Raw genomic sequence first — 20,579 nt, 5'->3', positions numbered from 1 at the left:
CGGTCCCGAAAAGAAAAAGGCCGCTCGGTTTCCCGAGCGGCCTTTCCTGTCTTACGGCGGCTGCACATTCCATCGGGCGATTTCGGAACTTCCAGACCGGGGGCCTATCTCCCGATCGAGTCCTTACTCGGCGGCCGCTGCATCTCGGGACAGTCGCGAACTGTTGCCCGAACCGAACGCGATGGTCTCCCATCTCCGTAAGATGGGGTCATTGAGCCGCATGGCTTGCGTGGCCACAATGCCCGCGCAGACGCCGTCCCCGCTGTTCCCGTTGTCCACAGCAGGGCGAGGCGGATGCGCGTGCATCCAACCGAACGAATCGAGATTCGAGGGAGGACGGAAAGCCTAGCCAGGCGTCCAGGGCTGATAGTCGCCGGTCGCCTTCGGACGCTTGCCGCTGGCGAGGGTCGAGCCCGAGGGCCGATAGGCTTTTGCCGTGCCGGTGAGATTCGGCTGGTGCGGCTTTTCCCACTCGCGCGGCTGATAGTTGGCCTCGGTCGGCGGCACATCGACGACGTGATGAATCCAGCCGTGCCAGGACGGCGGGATCCGGCTGGCTTCCGCATAGCCGTTATAGACCACCCAGCGCCGCTCGAAGCCGAGCGTCGGATCGACCGCCCCGCCGCGGGTGCGATAGTAGAGATTGCCCTGCTCGTCCTGGCCGACCAGTTCCCCGTACCGCTTGGTCCAGAGCTGGGTGCCAAAAGTCTGGCCATTCCACCAGGTGAAGAACTTGAGGAAGAATTGTTTCATGCGGCAAGGGCCCTGCTTCGTCGGGTCCTGATGCCATCCGGGCGGGGAAATGTCCAGTTCGGCAGGGCGGCGGTGCCCCCGGCAAATGCGCCGGCCTCGCCATGAACGCTGCCGCAAATCGGACGCGATCCGTTCATGCCGGGTACAGCCATTGAGAGCGAGGCTCCCTTCACGCGCAAACCGGCGTGATCCCAGGAACCCCAGCCCCTTCATAGGGTTTGCTTCCGGGAAAGGAGTTTTATCATGAAAAATCTGAAAGTTTTGAGTGCCGCCGCAGCGCTGGCGCTCGTTCTACCCATGACCTCACCGAGCTTTGCACAGGGGCCCGGCGGCGGCGGCCGTGGCGGCGGTGGCGGCCACATCGGCGGTGGTGGTGGTGGCGCTCACATCGGCGGTGGCGGCGGCGGCGCTCACTTCGGTGGTGGCGGCGGCGCGCGCATGGGCGGTGGCAGCTTCGGTGGCGGAGCACGGATTGGCGGCGGCCCCGCGTTGCAGGGAGGTGGCGGCAACTTCGCGGCCGGCCCAGCGGTACGTCCGAGCGGCGGCACGTCCTTCACCGGTGGCGTCAGCCGTAACTTTGCAGCCGCCAACGGCGGCACCTGGCAAGGCCGCAGCGGCAATTGGAACGGTGGAGGCTGGCATCATCATCGTCGCGGCGGCTTCTGGCCGGGCTTCGCGGCCGGTGCGGCGATCGGCGGACTCGGCTCGTATGCCTATTATGGCGGCGGCGGCTATTACGATGACCCCTACTATTATGGCGACAGCTACTATGATGAGCCGTCCGTGGCGGTGGTCCCCGATAGCGGCGGCGACTCCTCGGCCTATTGCGCGCAGCGCTACAGATCATATGACCCGGCTTCGGGCACTTATCTCGGTTATGACGGCCAGCGGCATCCCTGCCCGTAAGACGGCCTGAACGATCGATGCAACAAATCGCATGGGCGGCACCGGTGATGGCCGGCGCCGCCCATGTCTGTTCTGCAAGCCGCCTGCAATTTCCCCAGTCCACCGGTGACGCCCTGCAAAGGGGGGAAGCGACTTGGCCCTGTTGGCAGGAGTTGCGGCGGCTAGTGCCGCCGACATGGCGGTCAAGGCACCCGTGGCAGTTCCTGCGCCGGTTTTCAGCTGGACCGGCTTCTATGTCGGCGGAAATATCGGCGGAGCCTGGAGCCGCAATTCGTCGGACACGTACAACGGCGTTGTCTTTCCGGGCTTCATCGTCCTGCCGCCGAACGCTGCGGTCCCAACCGTCTTCCCCGCGCTGTTGGATACGCTGACAGGACCCGGCACCAAGGGCGCCGTGATCGGCGGTCTCCAGGCCGGATACAATTGGCAGGTGCAGCGCGTCGTGCTCGGTGTTGAAGCCGATGCCGTCGGCACGGGCTTTGATGGGGCGACCGAAACGCGGTCGCGGACCTTCGGCGCTCCGCTCATCATCGGCACGCCGGTGACCCAAACCGTAACCGTCGATTACGGTCATATCAACTGGATGGCCTCGTTCCGCGGCCGGCTCGGGTTCACCGCGGACCGCGTCCTGTTCTATGCAACCGGTGGCGCCGCCGTTGCCGATGTCGGCAGCAGCAAGACGACGGTGGTGAATGGTCCGGGTATCGCCCTCCCCGCAGGCACCTTCACGTCGGCGGGCAGCGGCTCCGAAACCCGTTGGGGCTGGACTCTCGGCGGCGGCGTCGAGTGGGCGTTCGCCAATCAATGGAGCCTCGCCGCCGAATATCGTCATTCGGATTTCGGCCGACGCAGCGTCAACATCGTGATCCCCGACGGTTTCGGCGGCACGGCGGGAGCCGACACGACGACCGGCAGATTGACCACTGATCAGGTGACCGCACGCGTCAACTACCGCTTCGGCGGCCCGGTCGTCGCGCGCTATTGATCTTGGCTGGACCGGCCTGAGCGCCGCCATCCTTCTTCGTCTCCGCGTGATGGCAGGGAATCGGATTTGACCTTTGGCAACGCCTGAACGCCCGCCTCGTCCTTCGAGAGGACCGCTTCCAGCGGTCTCCTCAAAATGAGGCTAAGCAGCATTGTGCCTGCTGCAACTGCTGCCACGCATGTCGACCTCATCCTGAGAGCCTGACCAAAGCGGGCGTCTCGAAGGATGGCCGCGGGGTTCGCTCTCAAAAGCAATTGCGCTGTGCGTCGTGGGGGCGGGCAACCCTATCCAAAGGCATTGCGGAGCGCACCGATCGCGTCCGGCCTCGCGATCCCCTCGATCTTGCTTCAACCTTTCATCGAAGTTGCTCGCACCTCGCGTGCCGCGTGCCCTTTGCGCGAACCATGGCGTGTGGATGACGCAAGGCCCGCAACACCTGATGGAACTCGCGCTTGCAGCCCCTATGCACCGCACCGTGCATATCTACCCTGATCCAATCCAAAATTGACCAGAGACACGATTCGCGGATATCACCAATCACAGTGGGGACTTCGATTACTGGGAAGTGTCATGCCGCGTATTCTCGTGGTTGATGACGATCCGATGGTCGGCGCGACCATCGAGGTCCTCCTCCAACGTCAGGGCTTCGACGTCACGCTGACCGACGGTGGTGAAACAGGACTGGCTGCGCTGGAAGCGCAGGCCTTTGAGGTGATGCTCGTTGATATCTTCATGCCGCATATGCGCGGCTTCGAGTCGATCCGCATCTTTCACGAGCGCGCGCCGGCTACTCCGTTGATCGCGATGTCCGGCTACGCCTTCGCCTCATCCGCCTCGCCCTCTCCTGATTTCCTCCGCATGGCGCTGGAGCTCGGCGCTACGCGCTGCCTGCGCAAGCCGTTCACGCCCGAAGCGCTGCTGACCACGATCCGGGAATGCCTCGCCGGTCCGGGCGAGAGCGCACAGCCGAAGGACAAGAAAGAAGCCCCTTGATCCCAACGCAGCGCGTCATTCTCGGTGCCGGACTTGCCATCCTCCTGATCATCACCGCGGCCTCGATCGCCCTCGACGTCAAGTCGCGGTCCGATGCGACGTGGGTCAATCACACCGTCCAGGTGCAGAAGCGGATCTCCGACCTGCGCGTGCTGCTGCGCCGCGCCGAGAGCGCCGCACGCGGCTACGAACTCTATCGCAGCCCGACGCTTGCCGACGAGTTTCAGAGCGTGCGGGTCCAGATCGCGCCGGCGCTGGCCGAGCTGAAGCGCGGCGTGCGCGACAATCCCGATCAGGTCGCTCTGTTGGAGGGCACCGAACCGCTGGCGCTGCGCCGGGTCGAGATCGCCGCCGAAGCGATGCGCCTGCGCGCGACGAACGACCAGGCCGGCATTGCCGCGCTCAACGGCAAGGCCGAGGGCCGCGGCCTGATGGACACGGTGATGGGCAATCTCGACCATCTGAGCGCGGATGAAGAACGCCTGCTCACCGCGCGCTCCCAGGATTCGCGCCGTACCGGCATCGTGCTGCTCGGCATCGACGTCGCCGGCGCCGTGCTGATCCTGCTGCTGGTCGCGCTGGTGATGCGCGAAAGCCGGCGCGCCACGGTGCAGCTACAGAGCACGCTGACCGAGACCACGGCCGCCAAGGATGCGCTCGCGGCGGCGGTCGCCGAGCGCACCGAGCATCTGGTGACCGCGCATGACGAACTGCGCCTGTCGGTCAACGTGCTTCAGAGCACGTTTCACAGCATGGCGGAGGCGGTGCTGGTCATCGACGCCGAGGGCAACGTCCTGCTGTCCAATCCGGCCGCGGAGCGTATGCTGCTGCATCGCGCCGGCATGAACCTGCGCAATCTGCGCGCGCTGTCGGATGTGTTTCACGGCGACGGCGTCACGCCGCTCAAGGCCGACGAGCTGCCCTCGGTGCGCGTGCTGCGCGGCGAGCAGTTCGAGGATCTGGAGATGATCGTCCGCCCGCACAGCGGCAATCCTCCCCGCCATCTCATGATCAGCGGCCGGCCGATGCTGGACGGGCAAGGCGACATCTCCGGCGCGGTGCTGGTCTATCACGACGCGACCATGTCGCGCGAGACCGAGCGGCAGCTGTACCAATCGCAGAAGCTGGACGCGATCGGCAAGTTGACCGGCGGCGTCGCGCACGACTTCAACAACATGCTGACCGTGATCTCCGGCAACACCGAGACGCTGGTGGCGAGCCTGAAACAGCAGCCCGAGCTCCAGCGCGCGGCGCAGCTGATCGACGATGCCGCCGAGCGCTGCGCCGAGCTGATCCAGCATCTGCTCGCGTTTGCGCGCAGGCAGCCGCTGCAGCCGCGCAACGTCGAGATCAACGCCGCGATCGCGGACATCGCGAAACTCCTGCGCCCCACCCTCGGCGAGCAGATCCAGATCGAGACCGTGCTGGAACAGGGCCCGATGACCGCGCACATCGATCCGTCCCGGCTCACCAATGCCGTGCTCAACATGGCGATCAACGCGCGCGACGCCATGCCGAACGGCGGCAAGCTGCTGCTGGAGACCCACCGCGTCGTGCTGGATGAGGCCTATGCGCAGGCCCATGCGGACGTGGTGGCCGGCCCCTACGTCATGCTCGCCGTCAGCGACACCGGCACCGGCATGTCGCCCGACATCCAGCAGAAGGCGTTCGAGCCCTTCTTCACCACCAAGGAAGTCGGCAAGGGATCGGGCCTCGGCCTCTCCATGGTCTACGGTTTCGTCAAGCAGTCCGGCGGCCACATCAAGATCTACAGCGAGGAAAACCACGGCACCACGATCAAGCTCTATCTGCCGCCGGGCGAAGGCACGGCGGACGTGGCCGCGGCCGTCGCGCCGCAGGTCGAGGGCGGCGCCGAGACCATCTTCGTCGTCGAGGACGACAACCTCGTGCGCAACTTCGTCACCGCGCAGCTCGAGAGCCTCGGCTACAAGACGATTGCCGCGCCCGACGGCAAATCCGCGCTGGAATTGATCGAGGCCGGCCAGCCGTTCGATCTCCTCTTCACCGACGTCGTCATCCCCGGCGGCATGAGCGGGCGCGACCTCGCCGACGAGGTGGCCAAGCTGCGGCCGGGCGTGAAGGTGCTCTACACCTCGGGCTACACCGACAACGCCATCGTCCATCACGGCAAGCTCGATGACGGCGTGATGCTGCTGACAAAGCCCTATCGCCGCAACCAGCTCGCCGAGATGATCAGGAAGGCGCTGAATGGCGGGACGATGACGGCGAGCTAACGCGTGAACTACCGAAGGCGCGTTGCCAGTCACACCATATAGCGGGGCGAGGGCACTGGCTCAGGATGTGAGTTCCGGTTGTCCTTTTGAGACGCCGTGGCTTGCCCGGATCCGCGCCCGAGGTGTTTAGACACCGCGCCATGAACGAGTAAGGCCGCTTTGATCTCGATCGGGCCGGTCTCAAGCAAAACTCAAGCGCATCTCAAGGACAAATCGTCTCACCAGCCCAATCTCTGAGCATGCTCTCGGCGACAAATGTTGGAGCCGGTGTCGCGACAGTCCGCTCGCGGAGCGCGATACCGAGCGCAGCCACCGGATGCACAGCTAGGATCTTGGTCTGCGGCCGGAATTGACGGCGCAACTTCGACAGGTGCTCGCATGAAAAGACGAGAGTTCATCTTGTTGATTGGTGGAGGACTGGCCTGGCCTGCGATCGCACGGGCGCAGGGCGGAGCCAAGCTGCATCGTATCTTCTGGGTCTCGACTCAGTCCGAACCGGATCCCTTCCTGGACGGCTTTCGCGAGGGAATGCGCGCGCTGGGATACGTCGAGGGCAAGACCGTAACCTTCGAGACGCATTATGCGCCCGGAGATCCGCAGGCCCTGCGCAAGATCGTCTCCGAGTTGCAGCGAGGGGATATCGACCTTGTGGTCTCGGGCGGTCCGGCGACACGCGTCATGACCGCGGTCACCGACATCCCCGTACTGTTTGCACTGAGCGGTGACCCCGTCGCTTTGGGTGTGGTGAAGAGCCTTGCTCACCCCGGCACCAATTTCACCGGCAGCACATTCCTGTCGCTCGAGCTGGCAGGAAAGCGCGTTGAGCTGCTCAAGGACATTTATCCAAAGCTGCGAAAACTGGCGGTCTTCTCGAACACGGATCATCCGGGAGAGCCATTGGAATGGCGTGCGACTTTGGAGTCGTGCCGGAAACTCGGCATCGAGGCAGCCTACGTTCCGTTCTGTGGCGCTCGCGAAATCGAGAATGGGTTGATGGCTGGCGGCAAGGTGGACGCGGATGCTCTCCTCGTGTTTCCCGATGCTGTGACGCTGGTGCATCGTGCGAAGATCGCGGAGTTTGCAATCGCGCACCGGCTGCCTTCGATGTTTGGCTGGTCAGAATATTGTGACGCTGGTGGTCTCTTGAGTTACGGCGCAAACCAGCGCACGACCTATTTTCGGCTTGCCACTTATGCCGATCGCATCCTGCGCGGTGAAAATCCGTCAGATCTTCCGGTGATGCGCCCCGAGAAGTTTGAACTGGCAGTCAATCTGAAGACAGCCAGGCTTCTGGGTACGGACCTGGATGTGTCGTCGATCCTGTTTCGCGCCAGCAAGGTGATCTCCTGAGAGTAGTTATGTCGGACGGCGCTGCGCAGTCCTCTTCGTGTACGATGCCCCCGCGTCGCTCGCTGTTCTGCAAGTACTTCGCGACGTTGTTTGTCGCTGCGGTCGTGCCTCTGATACTCGGCGCGGCCGTCGAGGCTTCTTTCGGTTACCGAGACCAGCGCCGCCAGATCAGCGCGGTGCTGCAGGCCGATGCTCGCGCGGCGTCCGACAGGATCGAGGCGTTCACCGATGGCATCCGAGATCAGCTGGGTTGGATGGTGCAGCTTCCCTGGTCTGCCGGAGACGATGCGCAACATAAGATCGATGCCTTGCGCCTCCTCCAGCAGGTGCCCGCAATCGTTTCGGTTTCGCTTCTGGATGAGACCGGTACCGAACGGATCTTTGTTTCCCGGCTGCATCTGAACAGGACCGGGCGCGGCATTGATATGTCTACGGATCCCGCTGTTCTGGGCGCACGCGCCAACAAGGTTTGGTACGGACCGGTTCAGTACCAGCGAGATTCAGAGCCCTACATGAGGATCGCGGTTGCTGGGAGCCTGCCGGCCGCGGGGGTTGCGATCGCCGAGGTCAATCTGAAGCTGATCTGGGATGTCATCGCAGCCATTAGAATTGGCGAGACCGGCTACGCCATTGTTGTCGATGATTCCGGTCATCTGATCGCACATCCCGATATCAGTCTGGTCCTGCGCGGCCGCGCCAGCTCGGGCAGTTTCGGCCGGATCAAGCATCTCGCCGGCGCGGCGAGCGAAGCGGCGGTGATAACCGGGGACCAAGGCAACCCGGTGGTGGCGCTATCCGTTCAGGCCGCCGATGTGGGATGGACGGTGATCGCGATGCAGCCGGCGTCGGAAGCCTTTGCATCAATTCGCGCGGCGTTGTGGCGCTCGTCAATTCTCATTGCCTTTGGTGTTCTCATCGCGCTGGCGCTCGCCTATTGGCGCGCGCACAGAATGTCCGGCCCGATCAAGCAACTGGAAGAGGGCGTGGAGCGGATCAGAGCCGGACAATTCGAGCATCGCATCAAAATCTTCAGCGGTGACGAGTTGCAGCAACTGGCGTTGCGCTTCAATGAAATGGCTTCTGAACTGGCGATCTCGCAGCAGAAATCTGCGCGGATCGAACGGCTGAAGCAGTTCCTGCCATCACAGGTCGCCGAATTGGTCGAGCATTCTCATGAACTGCTCGAAGGTCAGCGACGCGAAGTAGCTGTCATTTTTGGCGACTTACGCGGTTTCACGGCGTTCTCCACGCGCAATGAACCCGATGTCATCATGGCCGTCATGCGCGAGTACTACGGGGCCGTCGGCGCCGTGACGACTCGTCACGAGGCAACGCTCATCGGCTTTGATGGCGACGGAGTCATGCTCCTGGTCAATGCCCCGGTCGCATGCGAACAGCCGGCAACTCAAGCGGTCCGACTCGCGATTGACCTGCAAATGACGGTGCAGTCCCTTGCCGGCAAATGGTGCGACGCCGGCCACGCGATCGGCTTTGGTGTGGGCGTTGCCATGGGACCGGCAACGGTAGGAACGGTTGGTTATAACGGTCGGCTGGACTACACGGCGATGGGAGCCGTGGTGAATTTGGCGTCGCGGCTCTGCAATCTCGCGAAGGACGCGCAGATCCTGGCTGATCCCACTATCGCTGGAAGGGTAAGGGATAGCGTTCCGTTGGCATCGCTCGGACAGCGGACTATCAAGGGCTACGACCAGGCCCTCGAAGTCTTTGCTGTCGCACCTGCTGACCTGCCGTTGAAACCGCCGGGCTCGGGACAACACCGGCGAGAGAAAGAGCCTCAGGACCACTGATACCCCGGCGTCCGGACGGCTAGCGCGTCGCCAGCACCACGGCCGCCAGCGTGAAGATCAGCGCCGCGATCTGCCCCGGCCCCAGCGGCTCGCCCAGCGCGAGCGCGGAGGCGACGACGCCGATGACCGGCACCGCCATGGTGCCGATCGCGGCGACCGAGGCCGGCAGGCGGGCGAGTGCTGCGAACCAGCTGACATAAGCGATGCAGAACTGCACCACGGTCGAGTACACCAGCAGCCACCAGCCGGCCGGCGTCACCTTGTCCAGATGCGTGGTCTCGACCAACAGGCCAATGATCGAGATCGGCAGGCAGCCGATCCCGATCTGCCAGGCCGCGGCCGTGATCGGCGGCAGATGGATCGGGTACTTCTTCGAGAACACCGTGCCGATGGCGAACCCGAGCGCGCCGCAGAGCGCCATGACGATGCCCGGCAGCTTCTCGACGCTGGCGGCAATGCCGTTGCCGCCCATGATCGAGGCAAGCCCGACAAAGGCCATCACCAGCCCCAGCGTGCGCAGCACGGTCGGCCGCTCGCCCAGCACCGGCCAGGCGATGATCGAGGCCCAGACCGGCATCGTGTAGGCGATCAGCGCCGCCTCGCTCGCGGGCAGCCAGAGCAGCGCCAGGCCCATCAGCACCATCCAGCCGGTGACGTTGAGCACGGCGGCGGTCAGGAGGCGCGGCCAGATCGCAGGGTCCACCTTGAGGCTCTGCCGGCGGATGATCGCCAGCGCCGCCAGCAGCACCGCCCCGAGCACGCCGGTCACCCCGCGCAGCGTCAGCGGCGGCAGCTCGGAGAGCAGGAATTTCGTCACCGGCCAATTGAAGCCCCAGCCGATCGAGGTGATGGCAAGGAACATCAGGCCGGCCGGGGCGATGCGCGGCCGCGCATCCCGGCGAGTCGAATCAAGCATGTGGGTGGTCCGGCAAAATCGACCCTCAGCTTGGCCCGGATTCGCCCCTCTCGCCACCGCCTCGGCGGGCATGCCTGCCCTCACCTTCCGTAGGGCTACGTGAGTCCCGCTGACGCAATCCCATTGCTCAAAAATATACCTGCCCTGTGAACAGCGGGATGAAGCATCCGCAGCACCACGGGATGCAAATTTTTTCGGTTGGGAATCTCTGAGGACTCACTGATACTTGCCTCCACAACAGGCGCGGGCTTGCCCCCTGTTATCCCCCGCAATCCACCATATTTAGTATTTGATTCAGGAACTCGCACTAGTTCTTGACGGGCGCAACGGAGAGTCCTAGCTTTCGGTCCGTTCGGCGCGAGTGAGTTTGCGTCCCGCCGGCACTCCCCCAAAGGGTCTCGCAAATCTCAACTCCGCCAAGCCAGCCAAAGGCAGCGGATGAGGGCTTGTCTGCCCGCGAAAGCGGACTTTTCGGGCGCCAGAACGGGCCGGCAACAGGCTCGGATGGCATCGATAGAAGTTGTGATGGTGTGGGGCGTTGAACGCATGTCGCGCGCATCCCGTTGGGGCGGATGGGCGTGGACATGCCGGCGGATGATCGATGCAGGCATCGAAGAGTCGCGTCGGGAAAAACAGGGCCGGGTCCACCGGCTGAACTGCGATGCCCCAGGGCCGAACGGCCGCAAGGCATCGCGAAACGAAATGTCGACCCGGCACGCCTGAACGGAGGCGACCGGTCAAAGAATAGGACGGGGCAAGACGATGCGGATTGAGCGGCGCCACACCACTTCGGGACAGTCACCTTACGCGGGAATCGATTTCCGCCAGACCACGTCGGAGATCAGGAATCCCGACGGCTCGGTCGTGTTTAAACTGGACGGCGTCGAGGTCCCGACCGAGTGGTCGCAGGTCGCCTCCGACGTGCTCGCCCAGAAATATTTCCGCAAAGCCGGCGTTGCCGCGCGCCTGAAGAAGGTCGAGGAGGAATCCGTCCCCTCCTTCCTGTGGCGCTCCGTGCCCGATACCGACGCGCTCGCCGCGCTGCCTGAGAAAGAGCGCTATGTCAGCGAGCTCAGCGCCAAGCAGGTGTTCGACCGCCTCGCCGGCTGCTGGACCTATTGGGGCTGGAAGGGCAAGTATTTCTCGACCGACGAGGACGCGCAGGCGTTCTACGACGAGCTCCGCTACATGCTCGCGATGCAGATGGTCGCGCCGAACTCGCCGCAGTGGTTCAACACCGGTCTTCATTGGGCCTATGGCATCGACGGCCCCGGCCAGGGCCACTATTACGTCGACCCCTTCACCGGCAAGCTGACCCGCTCGAAATCGTCCTACGAGCACCCGCAGCCGCACGCCTGCTTCATCCAGGGCGTCGGTGACGACCTCGTCAACGAAGGCGGCATCATGGACCTCTGGGTCCGCGAGGCCCGCCTGTTCAAATACGGCTCCGGCACCGGCTCCAACTTCTCGCGCCTGCGCGGCGAAGGCGAAAAGCTCTCCGGCGGCGGCCGCTCGAGCGGCCTGATGAGCTTCCTCAAGATCGGCGACCGCGCCGCGGGCGCGATCAAGTCGGGCGGCACCACGCGCCGCGCCGCCAAGATGGTGGTGGTTGACGTCGATCACCCCGACATCGAGACCTATATCGACTGGAAGGTGAAGGAGGAGCAGAAGGTCGCCGCCCTCGTCACGGGCTCCAAGATCAACCAGAAGCACCTCAAGCTGGTGCTGAAGGCCTGCGTCAACTGCGAAGGCTCGGGCGACGATTGCTTCGATCCCGAGAAGAACCCGGCGCTCCGCCGCGAGATCAAGCTGGCGCGCCGCAGCCTCGTGCCCGACAATTACATCAAGCGCGTCATCCAGTTCGCCAAGCAAGGCTACAAGGACATCCAGTTCGACACCTACGACACCGACTGGGACAGCGAAGCCTATCTCACGGTCTCCGGCCAGAACTCCAACAACTCGGTCTCGCTGAAGGACGATTTCCTCCGCGCCGTGGAAACGGATGGCGACTGGAATCTGAACGCCCGCACCTCCAAGAAGGTGACGAAGACGCTGAAGGCGCGCGACCTCTGGGAGAAGATCGGCTACGCCGCCTGGGCCTCGGCCGACCCGGGCCTGCACTTCAACACCACCATGAACGACTGGCACACCTGCAAGGCGTCCGGCGACATCCGCGCCTCCAATCCGTGCTCGGAATACATGTTCCTGGATGACACCGCGTGCAACCTGGCATCCGCGAACCTGCTGACGTTCTACAACACCGAGACCAAGCGCTTCGACGTCGAGGGCTATGAGCATCTCTGCCGGCTCTGGACCATCGTGCTCGAAATCTCGGTGATGATGGCGCAGTTCCCGTCAAAGGCGATCGCCGAGCTCTCCTACGAGTTCCGCACGCTCGGCCTCGGCTACGCCAATATCGGCGGCCTGCTGATGACCATGGGCCTGCCCTATGACGGCAAGGAAGGCCGTGCGATCGCCGGCGCGCTGACCGCGATCATGACCGGCATCACCTACAAGACCTCCGCGGAGATGGCCTCCGAGCTCGGCACCTTCCCCGGCTACAAGAAGAACGCCGCGGACATGCTGCGCGTCATCCGCAACCACCGCCGCGCCGCGCATGGTGAGGCCTCCGGCTACGAGGCGCTCAGCGTCAACCCGGTGCCGATGGACCTCGTGTCCTGTCCGCAGGCTGACCTCGTCAGCCACGCGCAGGCCGCCTGGGATGCGGCGCTCGCGCTCGGCGAGCAGCACGGCTATCGCAACGCCCAGACCACGGTGATCGCGCCGACCGGCACGATCGGCCTCGTGATGGATTGCGACACCACCGGCATCGAGCCCGACTTCGCGCTGGTGAAGTTCAAGAAGCTCGCCGGCGGCGGCTACTTCAAGATCATCAACCGCGCGGTCCCCGCAGCGCTGCGCGCGCTCGGCTATCGCGAAGCTGATATCGCGGAGATCGAGGCCTATGCCGTCGGCCACGGCTCGCTTTCCAACGCGCCCGGCATCAACGCCTCGACCCTGAAGGCCAAGGGCTTCACCGACGAAGCCATCGCCAAGGTCGAGAAGGCCCTGCCGACCGCCTTCGACATCAAGTTCGCCTTCAACAAGTGGACCTTTGGCGAGGATTTTATTCGCGACCAGTTGGGAATCGGCGCGGAAGCCATTGCGGCTCCGGGCTTCGACCTCCTCCAGGCCGTCGGATTTACAAAACGCGAGATCGAGGCCGCCAACGTCCACATCTGCGGCGCGATGACGGTGGAAGGTGCCCCGCACCTCAAGGCCGAGCACTATGCGGTGTTCGACTGCGCCAATCCCTGCGGCAAGATCGGCAAGCGCTATCTGTCGGTCGAGAGCCACATCCGCATGATGGCGGCGGCGCAGCCCTTCATCTCGGGTGCGATCTCCAAGACCATCAACATGCCGAACGACGCCACGGTGGAGGACTGCAAGTCCGCCTACATGCTGTCGTGGAAGCTCGCGCTGAAAGCCAACGCGCTCTATCGCGACGGCTCCAAGCTCAGCCAGCCGCTCAACTCGCAGCTCATCAGCGATGATGAGGACGAGGATGATGCGGTCGAGAGCCTCTACGAGAAGCCGATGGCGGCGCGTACCGCCCAGGTCTCGGAGAAGATCGTCGAGAAGCTGGTCGAGCGCATCATCGTGATGCGCGAGCGCGAGAAGATGCCGGACCGCCGCAAGGGCTACACCCAGAAGGCGGTCGTCGGCGGCCACAAGGTCTACCTGCGCACCGGCGAATACGATGACGGCCGTCTCGGCGAGATCTTCATCGACATGCACAAGGAAGGCGCGGCGCTGCGCTCCTTCATCAACAACTTCGCCATCGCGGTGTCGCTGGGCCTGCAATACGGCGTGCCGCTGGACGAATATGTCGACGCCTTCACCTTCACCCGCTTCGAGCCGGCGGGCCCCGTGCAGGGCAACGACAGCATCAAGTACGCGACCTCGATCCTCGACTACGTCTTCCGCGAACTGGCGGTGAGCTACATGTCGCGCTTCGACCTCGCCCATGTCGATCCGACCGAGTCGAACTTCGACGCGCTCGGCAAGGGCGTCGAGGAAGGCAAGGAGCCGGACGAGCCCCACCACGCCAACAAGCTGGTGTCGCGCGGCCTCACCCGCTCGCGGACCGACAACCTCGTGGTGATGCGCGGCGGCTCGGCTGCCGTCTCGCAAGGCAACGACGGCGCCCCCACCGGCGGCAGCAAGGTCACGGCCCTGGCCGCGCACGGCACCAGCGCCCGCGTCGGCGACGCCCTCGAAGGCGCCGTCGCCCTGAAGCAGGAAGCGGCCCACGACCTCTCCCCCACGGAGAAGCTCGAGGCGCTGCAGTGGAGCAAGGCCGGCAGCACCGCCCAGACCCTCGTCCCCACCAAGGCCGAGCGCCGCGCGGAAGCCAAGGCCAAGGGCTATGAGGGCGAGATGTGCAGCGAGTGCGGCAACTTCACGCTGGTGCGGAATGGCACCTGCATGAAGTGCGATACGTGTGGAAGCACGACGGGGTGTTCGTAAGACACCGTCAAAAAGTCTGAAAAAATAGGGGACCACTCCATCGGAGTGGTCCTTTCTTCTTACCAAGTACTCGCGTTCATTTAATCGCGAATTCCCTCGGATAAGCCGCCATAAGCCGGTTGCTGTCGCTGCCGTCGATGATCATAAACGAAACCATCTTTGCACCATGAATAGAATTCACTTTCGCGAACGCCTCCATCTGCTCCACGACTGACTGGGCAATCTGATCGTGATACTGGACGACATAAAGATCAGCAGGCGCCGCGAATAAGCGCTGAATTTGATCACCGTTCTTGCCCAGCTTGGCGGGTGTTAGTTGACCGCTTTTCCCCGGCCCCTTAAACGCGAACGCGGTAGCTATGCGCTTACCCATAATGCTCACCTTTGTTGTGAACAGATCATTGGGCTCACCTCCCCAATCTTGAAACTTGCCGGGTTGACCTATGATCTTCTGGATACCCTTCTTGAAGTCACTCTCTGATATCCGGACCTTGGGAGCCGCCTTGATTTTCTTCACCTTTGAGAATTGATCAACGTCGTCGCAGGTCAGTTGCTTCACCTTAACTTTCAACCCCTGAATCGTGATCTTAATCTGCCCTACCGGCGCAGTGCGAGGCGAGACCTTTGTAGGAAGGTTCTTTAGAGATCCGGGCCTATTGATATACCCAAGTATCTTCAAGCGATTGGCCGAATAGAATCGGTCCTTCGAGTATGAGGCAGTACGACCACTCCTGGTCTTATGAACTAATTGCTGATCCGCAAGCTTCCCGGCCAACTGAGACACTTGCACCTGATTGTAGCCGGTTTGCTCCATTAGATCAGGCACCGACTTGGGACCTGAGCCTCCCCTACAGATCGTGTCGAACATCTTCTGCAGTTTCGCCGAACGTCGGAGCACGTTCACAGCGTGAGCGATCTGATCGTTTGAGTTCGATCGAGCGTCAGAAACTGACTGGATCACGTGGCGGCGCCTCTTCTATCCGACAATCTTTTTGACCTGCCTGGTCGGGATCAGCCGGCGGACCGCGCTCGAGTCGACCTGCAGAGCTAATGCAATCTCTTCGGATGTCGACCCCAGTTTCAATAACATCAAAATCAACAACCCTTTGATATCATTCAGTTCTTTATTGGAGTCCGTCATCAATTCCTCCCGATTTTTTGACCAACAAAATTACATAGGCACGATGGTAACTATCGTAAATCCCCCAGCCATCTATTTTTTATGCTCTTCTTGCGAGAACAGCTACCTCACATTACCCGTCACGATTATTATGCCCACAACCAAGCTAGGAAGGCCCGAAAATACATGACCCTAGATCCCTTGGAGTCAACAAACCGGCTACTTAAGGTAATTATCGCGGTTCTCATTCGAGGCGGCGATAATCCAATGCCACTAAAGCAACAGATCGAAACGCTGAACGGCCTAGGACTTCGTCCAATCGAGATTGCGGAAATCCTTGGCAAGACGAGCACGCATATCAACAAGGAGCTTAGTGGACTGCGCAAGCGAGCAAGAAAAGGAAGCTAGCCGTGCCGCAAAAACAGAAAGACATCGCTGAGCTGCTTCAAGATCTCATCATAATTCAACTAGCATTGGCAGGAGTCGGCCAGCATCAGATACGACAGATCGCGGGAGTAGACATTCATCGGGTGAGCCGTATCGCCAAGCTAATCAAACGCCCTAAGGAGTAGTCGCCCATGGCTAAGGACAAGGACCGCATAGAGGAACAGCTCGACATCGTCATTGAGCTTCTTCGCCACATGCTTGCGTTGCAGCTCTCCGAGAAGGGAGTAAAGCAGTTAGAAATCGGAAAGCATCTTCATGTTGCAACCGCAACTGTTGGCAAGCTTCTCAATGGAGTGAAACATGGCGGCTAGAAAGGAAGGGGACCACGACCTCGCTCACGAAATTTCCAACAAGCTCAACGTTCTCATTGCGCTAATGATTAGGCAAATTCCTACTGATCAAGAATTCCGCCGAGGACGATCGGGCGTTTCCACTGCGGTTCATTTTCTCGCAGATATGGGGTTGAATCCTAAAGACATCGCAGAGATTGTTGGATCCCCAGTTACCAGCGTCAGAACGCTCTTAACCCCAACGAGACGCCGCTAAGGAACGAGCGCCAGAAATTGAAACATCGCAATCTGAAGGGACTCGCGGACCAAAACGTCATTCCTGACTCTGTTCGGTCTGTAGCCACTTTTCGAAATCTTGTTCGAGTCGTTCGGCCATTTCCGGATGAACACTCAAGTGCAGACTTTGACGCAAAATCGCTTCGAGCACGTGAAACTTGTCATCCTCTCCACCCACCGGGGACACCCCTTCGGGCAGACGCGCAAGCGACAGAGCGAAGGCACACCCTACCGCAATCTCAAGATTGTAACCAATTAACCTGAGGGCCCTTGATGCGAGCCATTGTGTCTCTTTGAAAATTGCCAATGACACCGCCAATTCGTTCATCTCCATTTTGAACTTGCGGGCCTCTTCTCGACTATTTTCAATTGCGCTTTTGCGGGATTGGCTCACGGCGATGTAAAAAGTCGTTGTTAGGATATTCCGCAACATTAAGCGCAGCGCCGAAGCACGAAGTTCATAGAATTTCAAAAACGGCTTTCCCACGAACTCCAGACTAAACCACGCGGCAACTGCAGCAATAATCGGGCCGCCCCATTTAGCGATTTCTGGCAACATGATCGCGCACCTTGAGTTACGCTTTGCAAGAATGACTTCAATCTAGCGATATACCGCTCCATAGTTCCAGCCCGCAGGATGGGTTGAGCCCTTGCGAAACCCATCTTTTCACCAAGGCTGTTGATGGGTTTCGCAAGAGCTCAACCCATCCTACGACCTAGGAGCTGAATTGCCTTTGCGGTCGAGCCCTTCCCCCCTAAACTCCCGACACCACCGGCATGGGTTCCGACGGGCCCGGTAGACGCGGAGTCAAATTATGCCCACACCGGAAAGCTTCCCGATCGAGAAGATTTTCGTCCCCACGAAAATGAAGAAGGCCATCAAGCCCGAGACCGTCGCGGAGATCGCGGAAAGTATGCTGGACATCGGACAACAGACCCCGATTTCCGTTCGGCTCGACGGAGACCGCCTCGTTCTGGTCGAGGGACTGCATCGGTTAGAGGCCTGCAAGGCGCTCGGCGAGACGACCATACTCGGTGTCCTGGTCCCGGCGGAGCTTGCTCAGCACAAGCCGCTGCTGTCCGAACGACCCGAAGTCGAGGCAGAGCGCATCAAGATGGCGCGATTGAAACAGTTGCGCCTCGAGAAGGAAGCCGCAGAGGCATCGACTGCTGCCTTGAAGGGCGCTGGCGCAACGCAAGCGCCGCGCGCCCGTTCGACGAAAGGCGCCCGCGACAATCCGAAGGCATCACCGGGCCGGACTGCGAAATCGACACCGAGAACATTGTCGGACTGGATCACGCAGCAAAAGGGCAGCGGCGGCCGCTATTGATTGCCGGCGCCAGAGTTTCGGTGCCGGCCCGTAGCATGGGTAGAGCCCTTGCGAAACCCATCATTTGATGAACGGAGTTGATGGGTTTCGCTCCGCTCTACCCATCCTACGACCACTGGTGCCATGCCAAGGAAGAGCAAGCCCTTCCTCCCTCGCTTTCGTAGTATCCGGCGGCCGGCCCGGTGGCTGCGCAAGACATTCGCGCAGGCCCCGCGGCTGGTCCGGATCGCCGGCATCGTGGCGGTTCTGCTCGCGGCCCTCGCCCTCCTGAACATCGCCTATCAAATCATCCGCAAGCCAACCGAACTCTTCGCCGTCGTCGGCCACGCCCTCGACAAGGAGCCGGTCGAGACCTGGGCGAGATACGGCCCCCTCTTCCGCACCTATTCCACCGCGACGATCACGCCCGAATTGCTGGCCGCGCTGGCGCAGGTGGAGAGTTCTGGCAATCCGGTGGCGCGCACCTATTGGCGCTGGCGGCGGAGCTTCAATCCGCTGGCGATCTACAAGCCCGCCTCCAGTGCGGTCGGGCTCTTCCAGATGACCGATCCGGCCTACACGGAAGCCGCGCGGTTCTGTGTTCGCGGCAACACGGTCACGCAGACCGGCTGCGGGTTGAGCTTCCTCTACATCCGCGCGATCCCGAGCCACGCCATCGAGCTGGCCTCGGTGTATCTGGACCGCCAGGTGGCGCTGGTTCTCACGCTCGCGGGCGATGTGAAGCCGAGCACGCAGCAGAAGCAGGATCTGGCCGCCTTCATCCATCTCTGCGGCGCAGGTCCCGCGGCGGCCTATGCGCGGCGCAAGTTTCAGATGATCGCTGGGACACGCTGCGGCGATCACCTCGTCGCGGGCTATGTTTCCAGGGTCAACGCGATGAAGCGGCAGTTTGTGCGGCTGGCGGCGGAGGACGGCGACTAATGCCGTGATGCCGTCGGGTGGACCAAGGCACACTTGTGCCGTGCCCACCATGTCGCCCGAGTCCGCCATAATTTTTCCTTTGCGCGCGCGTTGTGTTGGACAGCGGCGAGACCTATCCTTCCCTTTGATCGGACTGCCTCCCATTGACGCCCGACCGGATGGAGAGCGCATCGGTGCCTGAAACGAACGACCCCAAACCTGCTACCGGCAAACCTGATACCGCCAAGCCTGAGACTGCGAAGCCGGACGAGGCGCGCGCCGACGGCGGGCTGGCGCGGGCCCTTGACCGGATCAGGAGCACACAGGCAGACCTTGCAAGGCTGGACCAGCTGGTTTCCGGAATGGAACACGATGGCGAAGGCAAGCCAGCCTCGCGCGCAAGCGCCGGTGCGACGGCAGCCGCCACTCCCGGAAACAAGGCGCCGACGCCGGATGCCAAGCCTTCGAGTGCAAAGCCTCCGCATGCCAAGCTTCGCGATCAAGGCTTGAAAGGAGATCGGACAATGATGCGCGCTTTGGTTGGCCTCGTGCTGGCGATCGGCCTTCTCGGCGCCGCCTTCGCTTCGCAATATCGCGATGAGGCCAGCTCAATCAGCAAGTCGATCATGGCACGATGGGCTCCGCCGGCCGCGAGCAGCCCCCCGCAAGCATCCGCGGTGGAAGGCCCAGTGCAGCCGCCGGCCGTGCTACTGGCTGCTGCGGGTGATCCGAGCCCGGGGCCCGCGCCGCCGGTCCTCAAGGAAACGGAAAGCGCCCCAAAGCCTGACACCCCAAAGCCTGACGCTCCAAAGCCCGCCGCCACAGCGCCCGACCCGACATCGTCCGATCTCGCGCAATCGCTCAAGGCCATCACGAGCGAGCTTGCGAGCATCAACGGCAAGCTTGAGCAACTGAAAAGCCGCAACGAGCAGACCCTGCGGGAGCAGGCCGACACCATTCAACAGCTCAAGTCAGCGCAAGAGAAGGATGCCGCGGACAATGCGCGCCTCGCCGCGCAGGTCCAGGCGCTGCAAACGCAACTGACCGCGTCACCCGCGCCTGCAGCCGCCAAGCCCGTCGTGCGCAGTGTGAACAACGATGCGGCTACGCGTGTCCGGCCGCACATCCCAGCGGCCGAACCCCGGCGGCCCAGACCGCCGCCGCGAGGCCCCTGGATGCCTCCGCCTTACATGGGAGACCCCTACGGCGATCCGGATTGGTGAGCGAGCTGCCGTAGGGTGGGTAGAGCCCTCGCGAAACCCATCATTCCGTGACGGCCATTGATGGGTTTCGCGTCGCTCAACCCATCCTGCGAACTGATCCGCTCACCACCAATACGGCCAGCGCCATCCCTCATAGCGAACATAAGACGGCACCAGCGGCGGGCCGTAGGGATCGACGCGGTCATCCTCGGGGCGATAGCGATAGCGCGGAACGACGTTGTAATCCCACGGCGTCGGCCTCAGAACAGGCGCGGTGACGATGAGTCGCTCTTGCGGCGCGCGAACGACGACGGCTTTCCGCGTCCGGGCTTCGGCGCCCGACGTTGCAAGGGTGGACAGCACCAGGGCGGTTCCGAGCGCGCACGCGGCGGTCATTCTTGTCATGCGTTGGTCTCCTTCGCGTGAAGAGTGCAAAAGGATGCCGGGCAAGGCAAGCAAATTTCGCGCGAGTTGGCGGGGATGGCGACGGCGGCTTTGGCGCTCCGACCTCTCCGCC

At 62.4% G+C, this 20,579-nt stretch carries 17 protein-coding genes; 11 read left to right on the top strand and 6 right to left on the bottom strand.

Translation table 11 applies throughout. The features are described from left to right. Positions 1 to 345: 345 nt before the first annotated feature. Complete coding sequence (locus tag AABA84_RS14500) at positions 346 to 753, bottom strand: NADH:ubiquinone oxidoreductase subunit NDUFA12 (RefSeq protein WP_028144863.1); 408 nt, start codon at positions 751 to 753, stop codon at positions 346 to 348. A 243-nt stretch (positions 754 to 996) separates the two neighbouring features. Between AABA84_RS14500 and AABA84_RS14495 the strand changes: the two genes are divergently transcribed. The 6 genes from AABA84_RS14495 (at position 997) to AABA84_RS14470 (ending at position 9,050) form a co-directional block, all read left to right on the top strand. Beyond that, on the top strand, positions 997 to 1,659 hold the full coding sequence (locus AABA84_RS14495) for a BA14K family protein (RefSeq protein ID WP_338312370.1): 663 nt from the start codon (positions 997 to 999) through the stop codon (positions 1,657 to 1,659). Positions 1,660 to 1,792: 133 nt separating this feature from the next. Beyond that, on the top strand, positions 1,793 to 2,644 hold the full coding sequence (locus AABA84_RS14490) for an outer membrane protein (protein ID WP_338306778.1): 852 nt from the start codon (positions 1,793 to 1,795) through the stop codon (positions 2,642 to 2,644). Positions 2,645 to 3,214: 570 nt separating this feature from the next. Then, positions 3,215 to 3,637 carry a response regulator gene (locus AABA84_RS14485; protein ID WP_212244433.1) on the top strand — a complete coding sequence of 141 codons (423 nt, stop codon included), beginning with the start codon at positions 3,215 to 3,217 and terminating at the stop codon, positions 3,635 to 3,637. After that, on the top strand, positions 3,634 to 5,892 hold the full coding sequence (locus tag AABA84_RS14480) for a CHASE3 domain-containing protein (protein ID WP_338306779.1): 2,259 nt from the start codon (positions 3,634 to 3,636) through the stop codon (positions 5,890 to 5,892). The genes AABA84_RS14485 and AABA84_RS14480 overlap by 4 nt, the downstream gene beginning before the upstream one ends. 378 nt (positions 5,893 to 6,270) lie before the next feature. Beyond that, entirely contained in the window at positions 6,271 to 7,242 is a 972-nt protein-coding gene (locus AABA84_RS14475; RefSeq protein ID WP_338312369.1) for an ABC transporter substrate-binding protein, read from the top strand. A gap of 8 nt (positions 7,243 to 7,250) precedes the next feature. Beyond that, the gene (locus AABA84_RS14470) at positions 7,251 to 9,050 is read left to right on the top strand and encodes a cache domain-containing protein (protein ID WP_338312368.1); all 1,800 of its coding nucleotides are present in this window, start codon (positions 7,251 to 7,253) and stop codon (positions 9,048 to 9,050) included. A 19-nt stretch (positions 9,051 to 9,069) separates the two neighbouring features. Here AABA84_RS14470 and AABA84_RS14465 read toward each other — a convergent pair whose 3' ends face one another. Beyond that, on the bottom strand, positions 9,070 to 9,966 hold the full coding sequence (locus AABA84_RS14465) for a DMT family transporter (RefSeq protein ID WP_338312367.1): 897 nt from the start codon (positions 9,964 to 9,966) through the stop codon (positions 9,070 to 9,072). Positions 9,967 to 10,728: 762 nt separating this feature from the next. On the opposite strand from AABA84_RS14465, the gene AABA84_RS14460 reads away from it, so the two are divergent. Next, positions 10,729 to 14,496: a vitamin B12-dependent ribonucleotide reductase gene (locus AABA84_RS14460; RefSeq protein ID WP_338312366.1), complete on the top strand. Its 3,768-nt coding sequence runs from the start codon at positions 10,729 to 10,731 to the stop codon at positions 14,494 to 14,496. Between the two features lie 76 nt (positions 14,497 to 14,572). Here the strand turns inward: AABA84_RS14460 and AABA84_RS14455 are convergent, their stop codons facing one another. Further along, entirely contained in the window at positions 14,573 to 15,055 is a 483-nt protein-coding gene (locus tag AABA84_RS14455; RefSeq protein WP_338312365.1) for a hypothetical protein, read from the bottom strand. A gap of 417 nt (positions 15,056 to 15,472) precedes the next feature. Beyond that, a complete protein-coding gene (locus AABA84_RS14450) occupies positions 15,473 to 15,637 on the bottom strand; it encodes a hypothetical protein (RefSeq protein ID WP_338312364.1) in 165 nt (54 codons plus the stop codon). 557 nt (positions 15,638 to 16,194) lie between these two features. Here AABA84_RS14450 and AABA84_RS14445 point away from each other — a divergent pair. Further along, a complete protein-coding gene (locus tag AABA84_RS14445; RefSeq protein ID WP_338312363.1) occupies positions 16,195 to 16,374 on the top strand; it encodes a hypothetical protein in 180 nt (59 codons plus the stop codon). A 292-nt stretch (positions 16,375 to 16,666) separates the two neighbouring features. On the opposite strand, the gene AABA84_RS14440 is transcribed toward AABA84_RS14445, so the two are convergent. After that, positions 16,667 to 17,188, bottom strand: a complete 522-nt coding sequence (locus AABA84_RS14440) for a hypothetical protein (protein WP_338312362.1) — start codon at positions 17,186 to 17,188, stop codon at positions 16,667 to 16,669. A 256-nt stretch (positions 17,189 to 17,444) separates the two neighbouring features. Between AABA84_RS14440 and AABA84_RS14435 the strand changes: the two genes are divergently transcribed. From AABA84_RS14435 to AABA84_RS14425, 3 genes are all read left to right on the top strand, one after another. Continuing rightward, positions 17,445 to 17,960, top strand: a complete 516-nt coding sequence (locus tag AABA84_RS14435) for a ParB N-terminal domain-containing protein (RefSeq protein WP_338312361.1) — start codon at positions 17,445 to 17,447, stop codon at positions 17,958 to 17,960. Positions 17,961 to 18,083: 123 nt separating this feature from the next. Then, a complete protein-coding gene (locus AABA84_RS14430) occupies positions 18,084 to 18,881 on the top strand; it encodes a transglycosylase SLT domain-containing protein (RefSeq protein ID WP_338312360.1) in 798 nt (265 codons plus the stop codon). Between the two features lie 527 nt (positions 18,882 to 19,408). Next, positions 19,409 to 20,083: a hypothetical protein gene (locus AABA84_RS14425; protein WP_338312359.1), complete on the top strand. Its 675-nt coding sequence runs from the start codon at positions 19,409 to 19,411 to the stop codon at positions 20,081 to 20,083. Positions 20,084 to 20,185: 102 nt separating this feature from the next. Here AABA84_RS14425 and AABA84_RS14420 read toward each other — a convergent pair whose 3' ends face one another. Continuing rightward, positions 20,186 to 20,467, bottom strand: a complete 282-nt coding sequence (locus tag AABA84_RS14420; RefSeq protein ID WP_212244470.1) for a hypothetical protein — start codon at positions 20,465 to 20,467, stop codon at positions 20,186 to 20,188. Positions 20,468 to 20,579 lie beyond the last annotated feature (112 nt).

The sequence above is a fragment of the Bradyrhizobium sp. TM239 genome, from assembly GCF_036247985.1.
GTDB classification, from domain to species: domain Bacteria; phylum Pseudomonadota; class Alphaproteobacteria; order Rhizobiales; family Xanthobacteraceae; genus Bradyrhizobium; species Bradyrhizobium ottawaense.
This window is presented reverse-complemented; position numbering and strand designations above follow the sequence as displayed.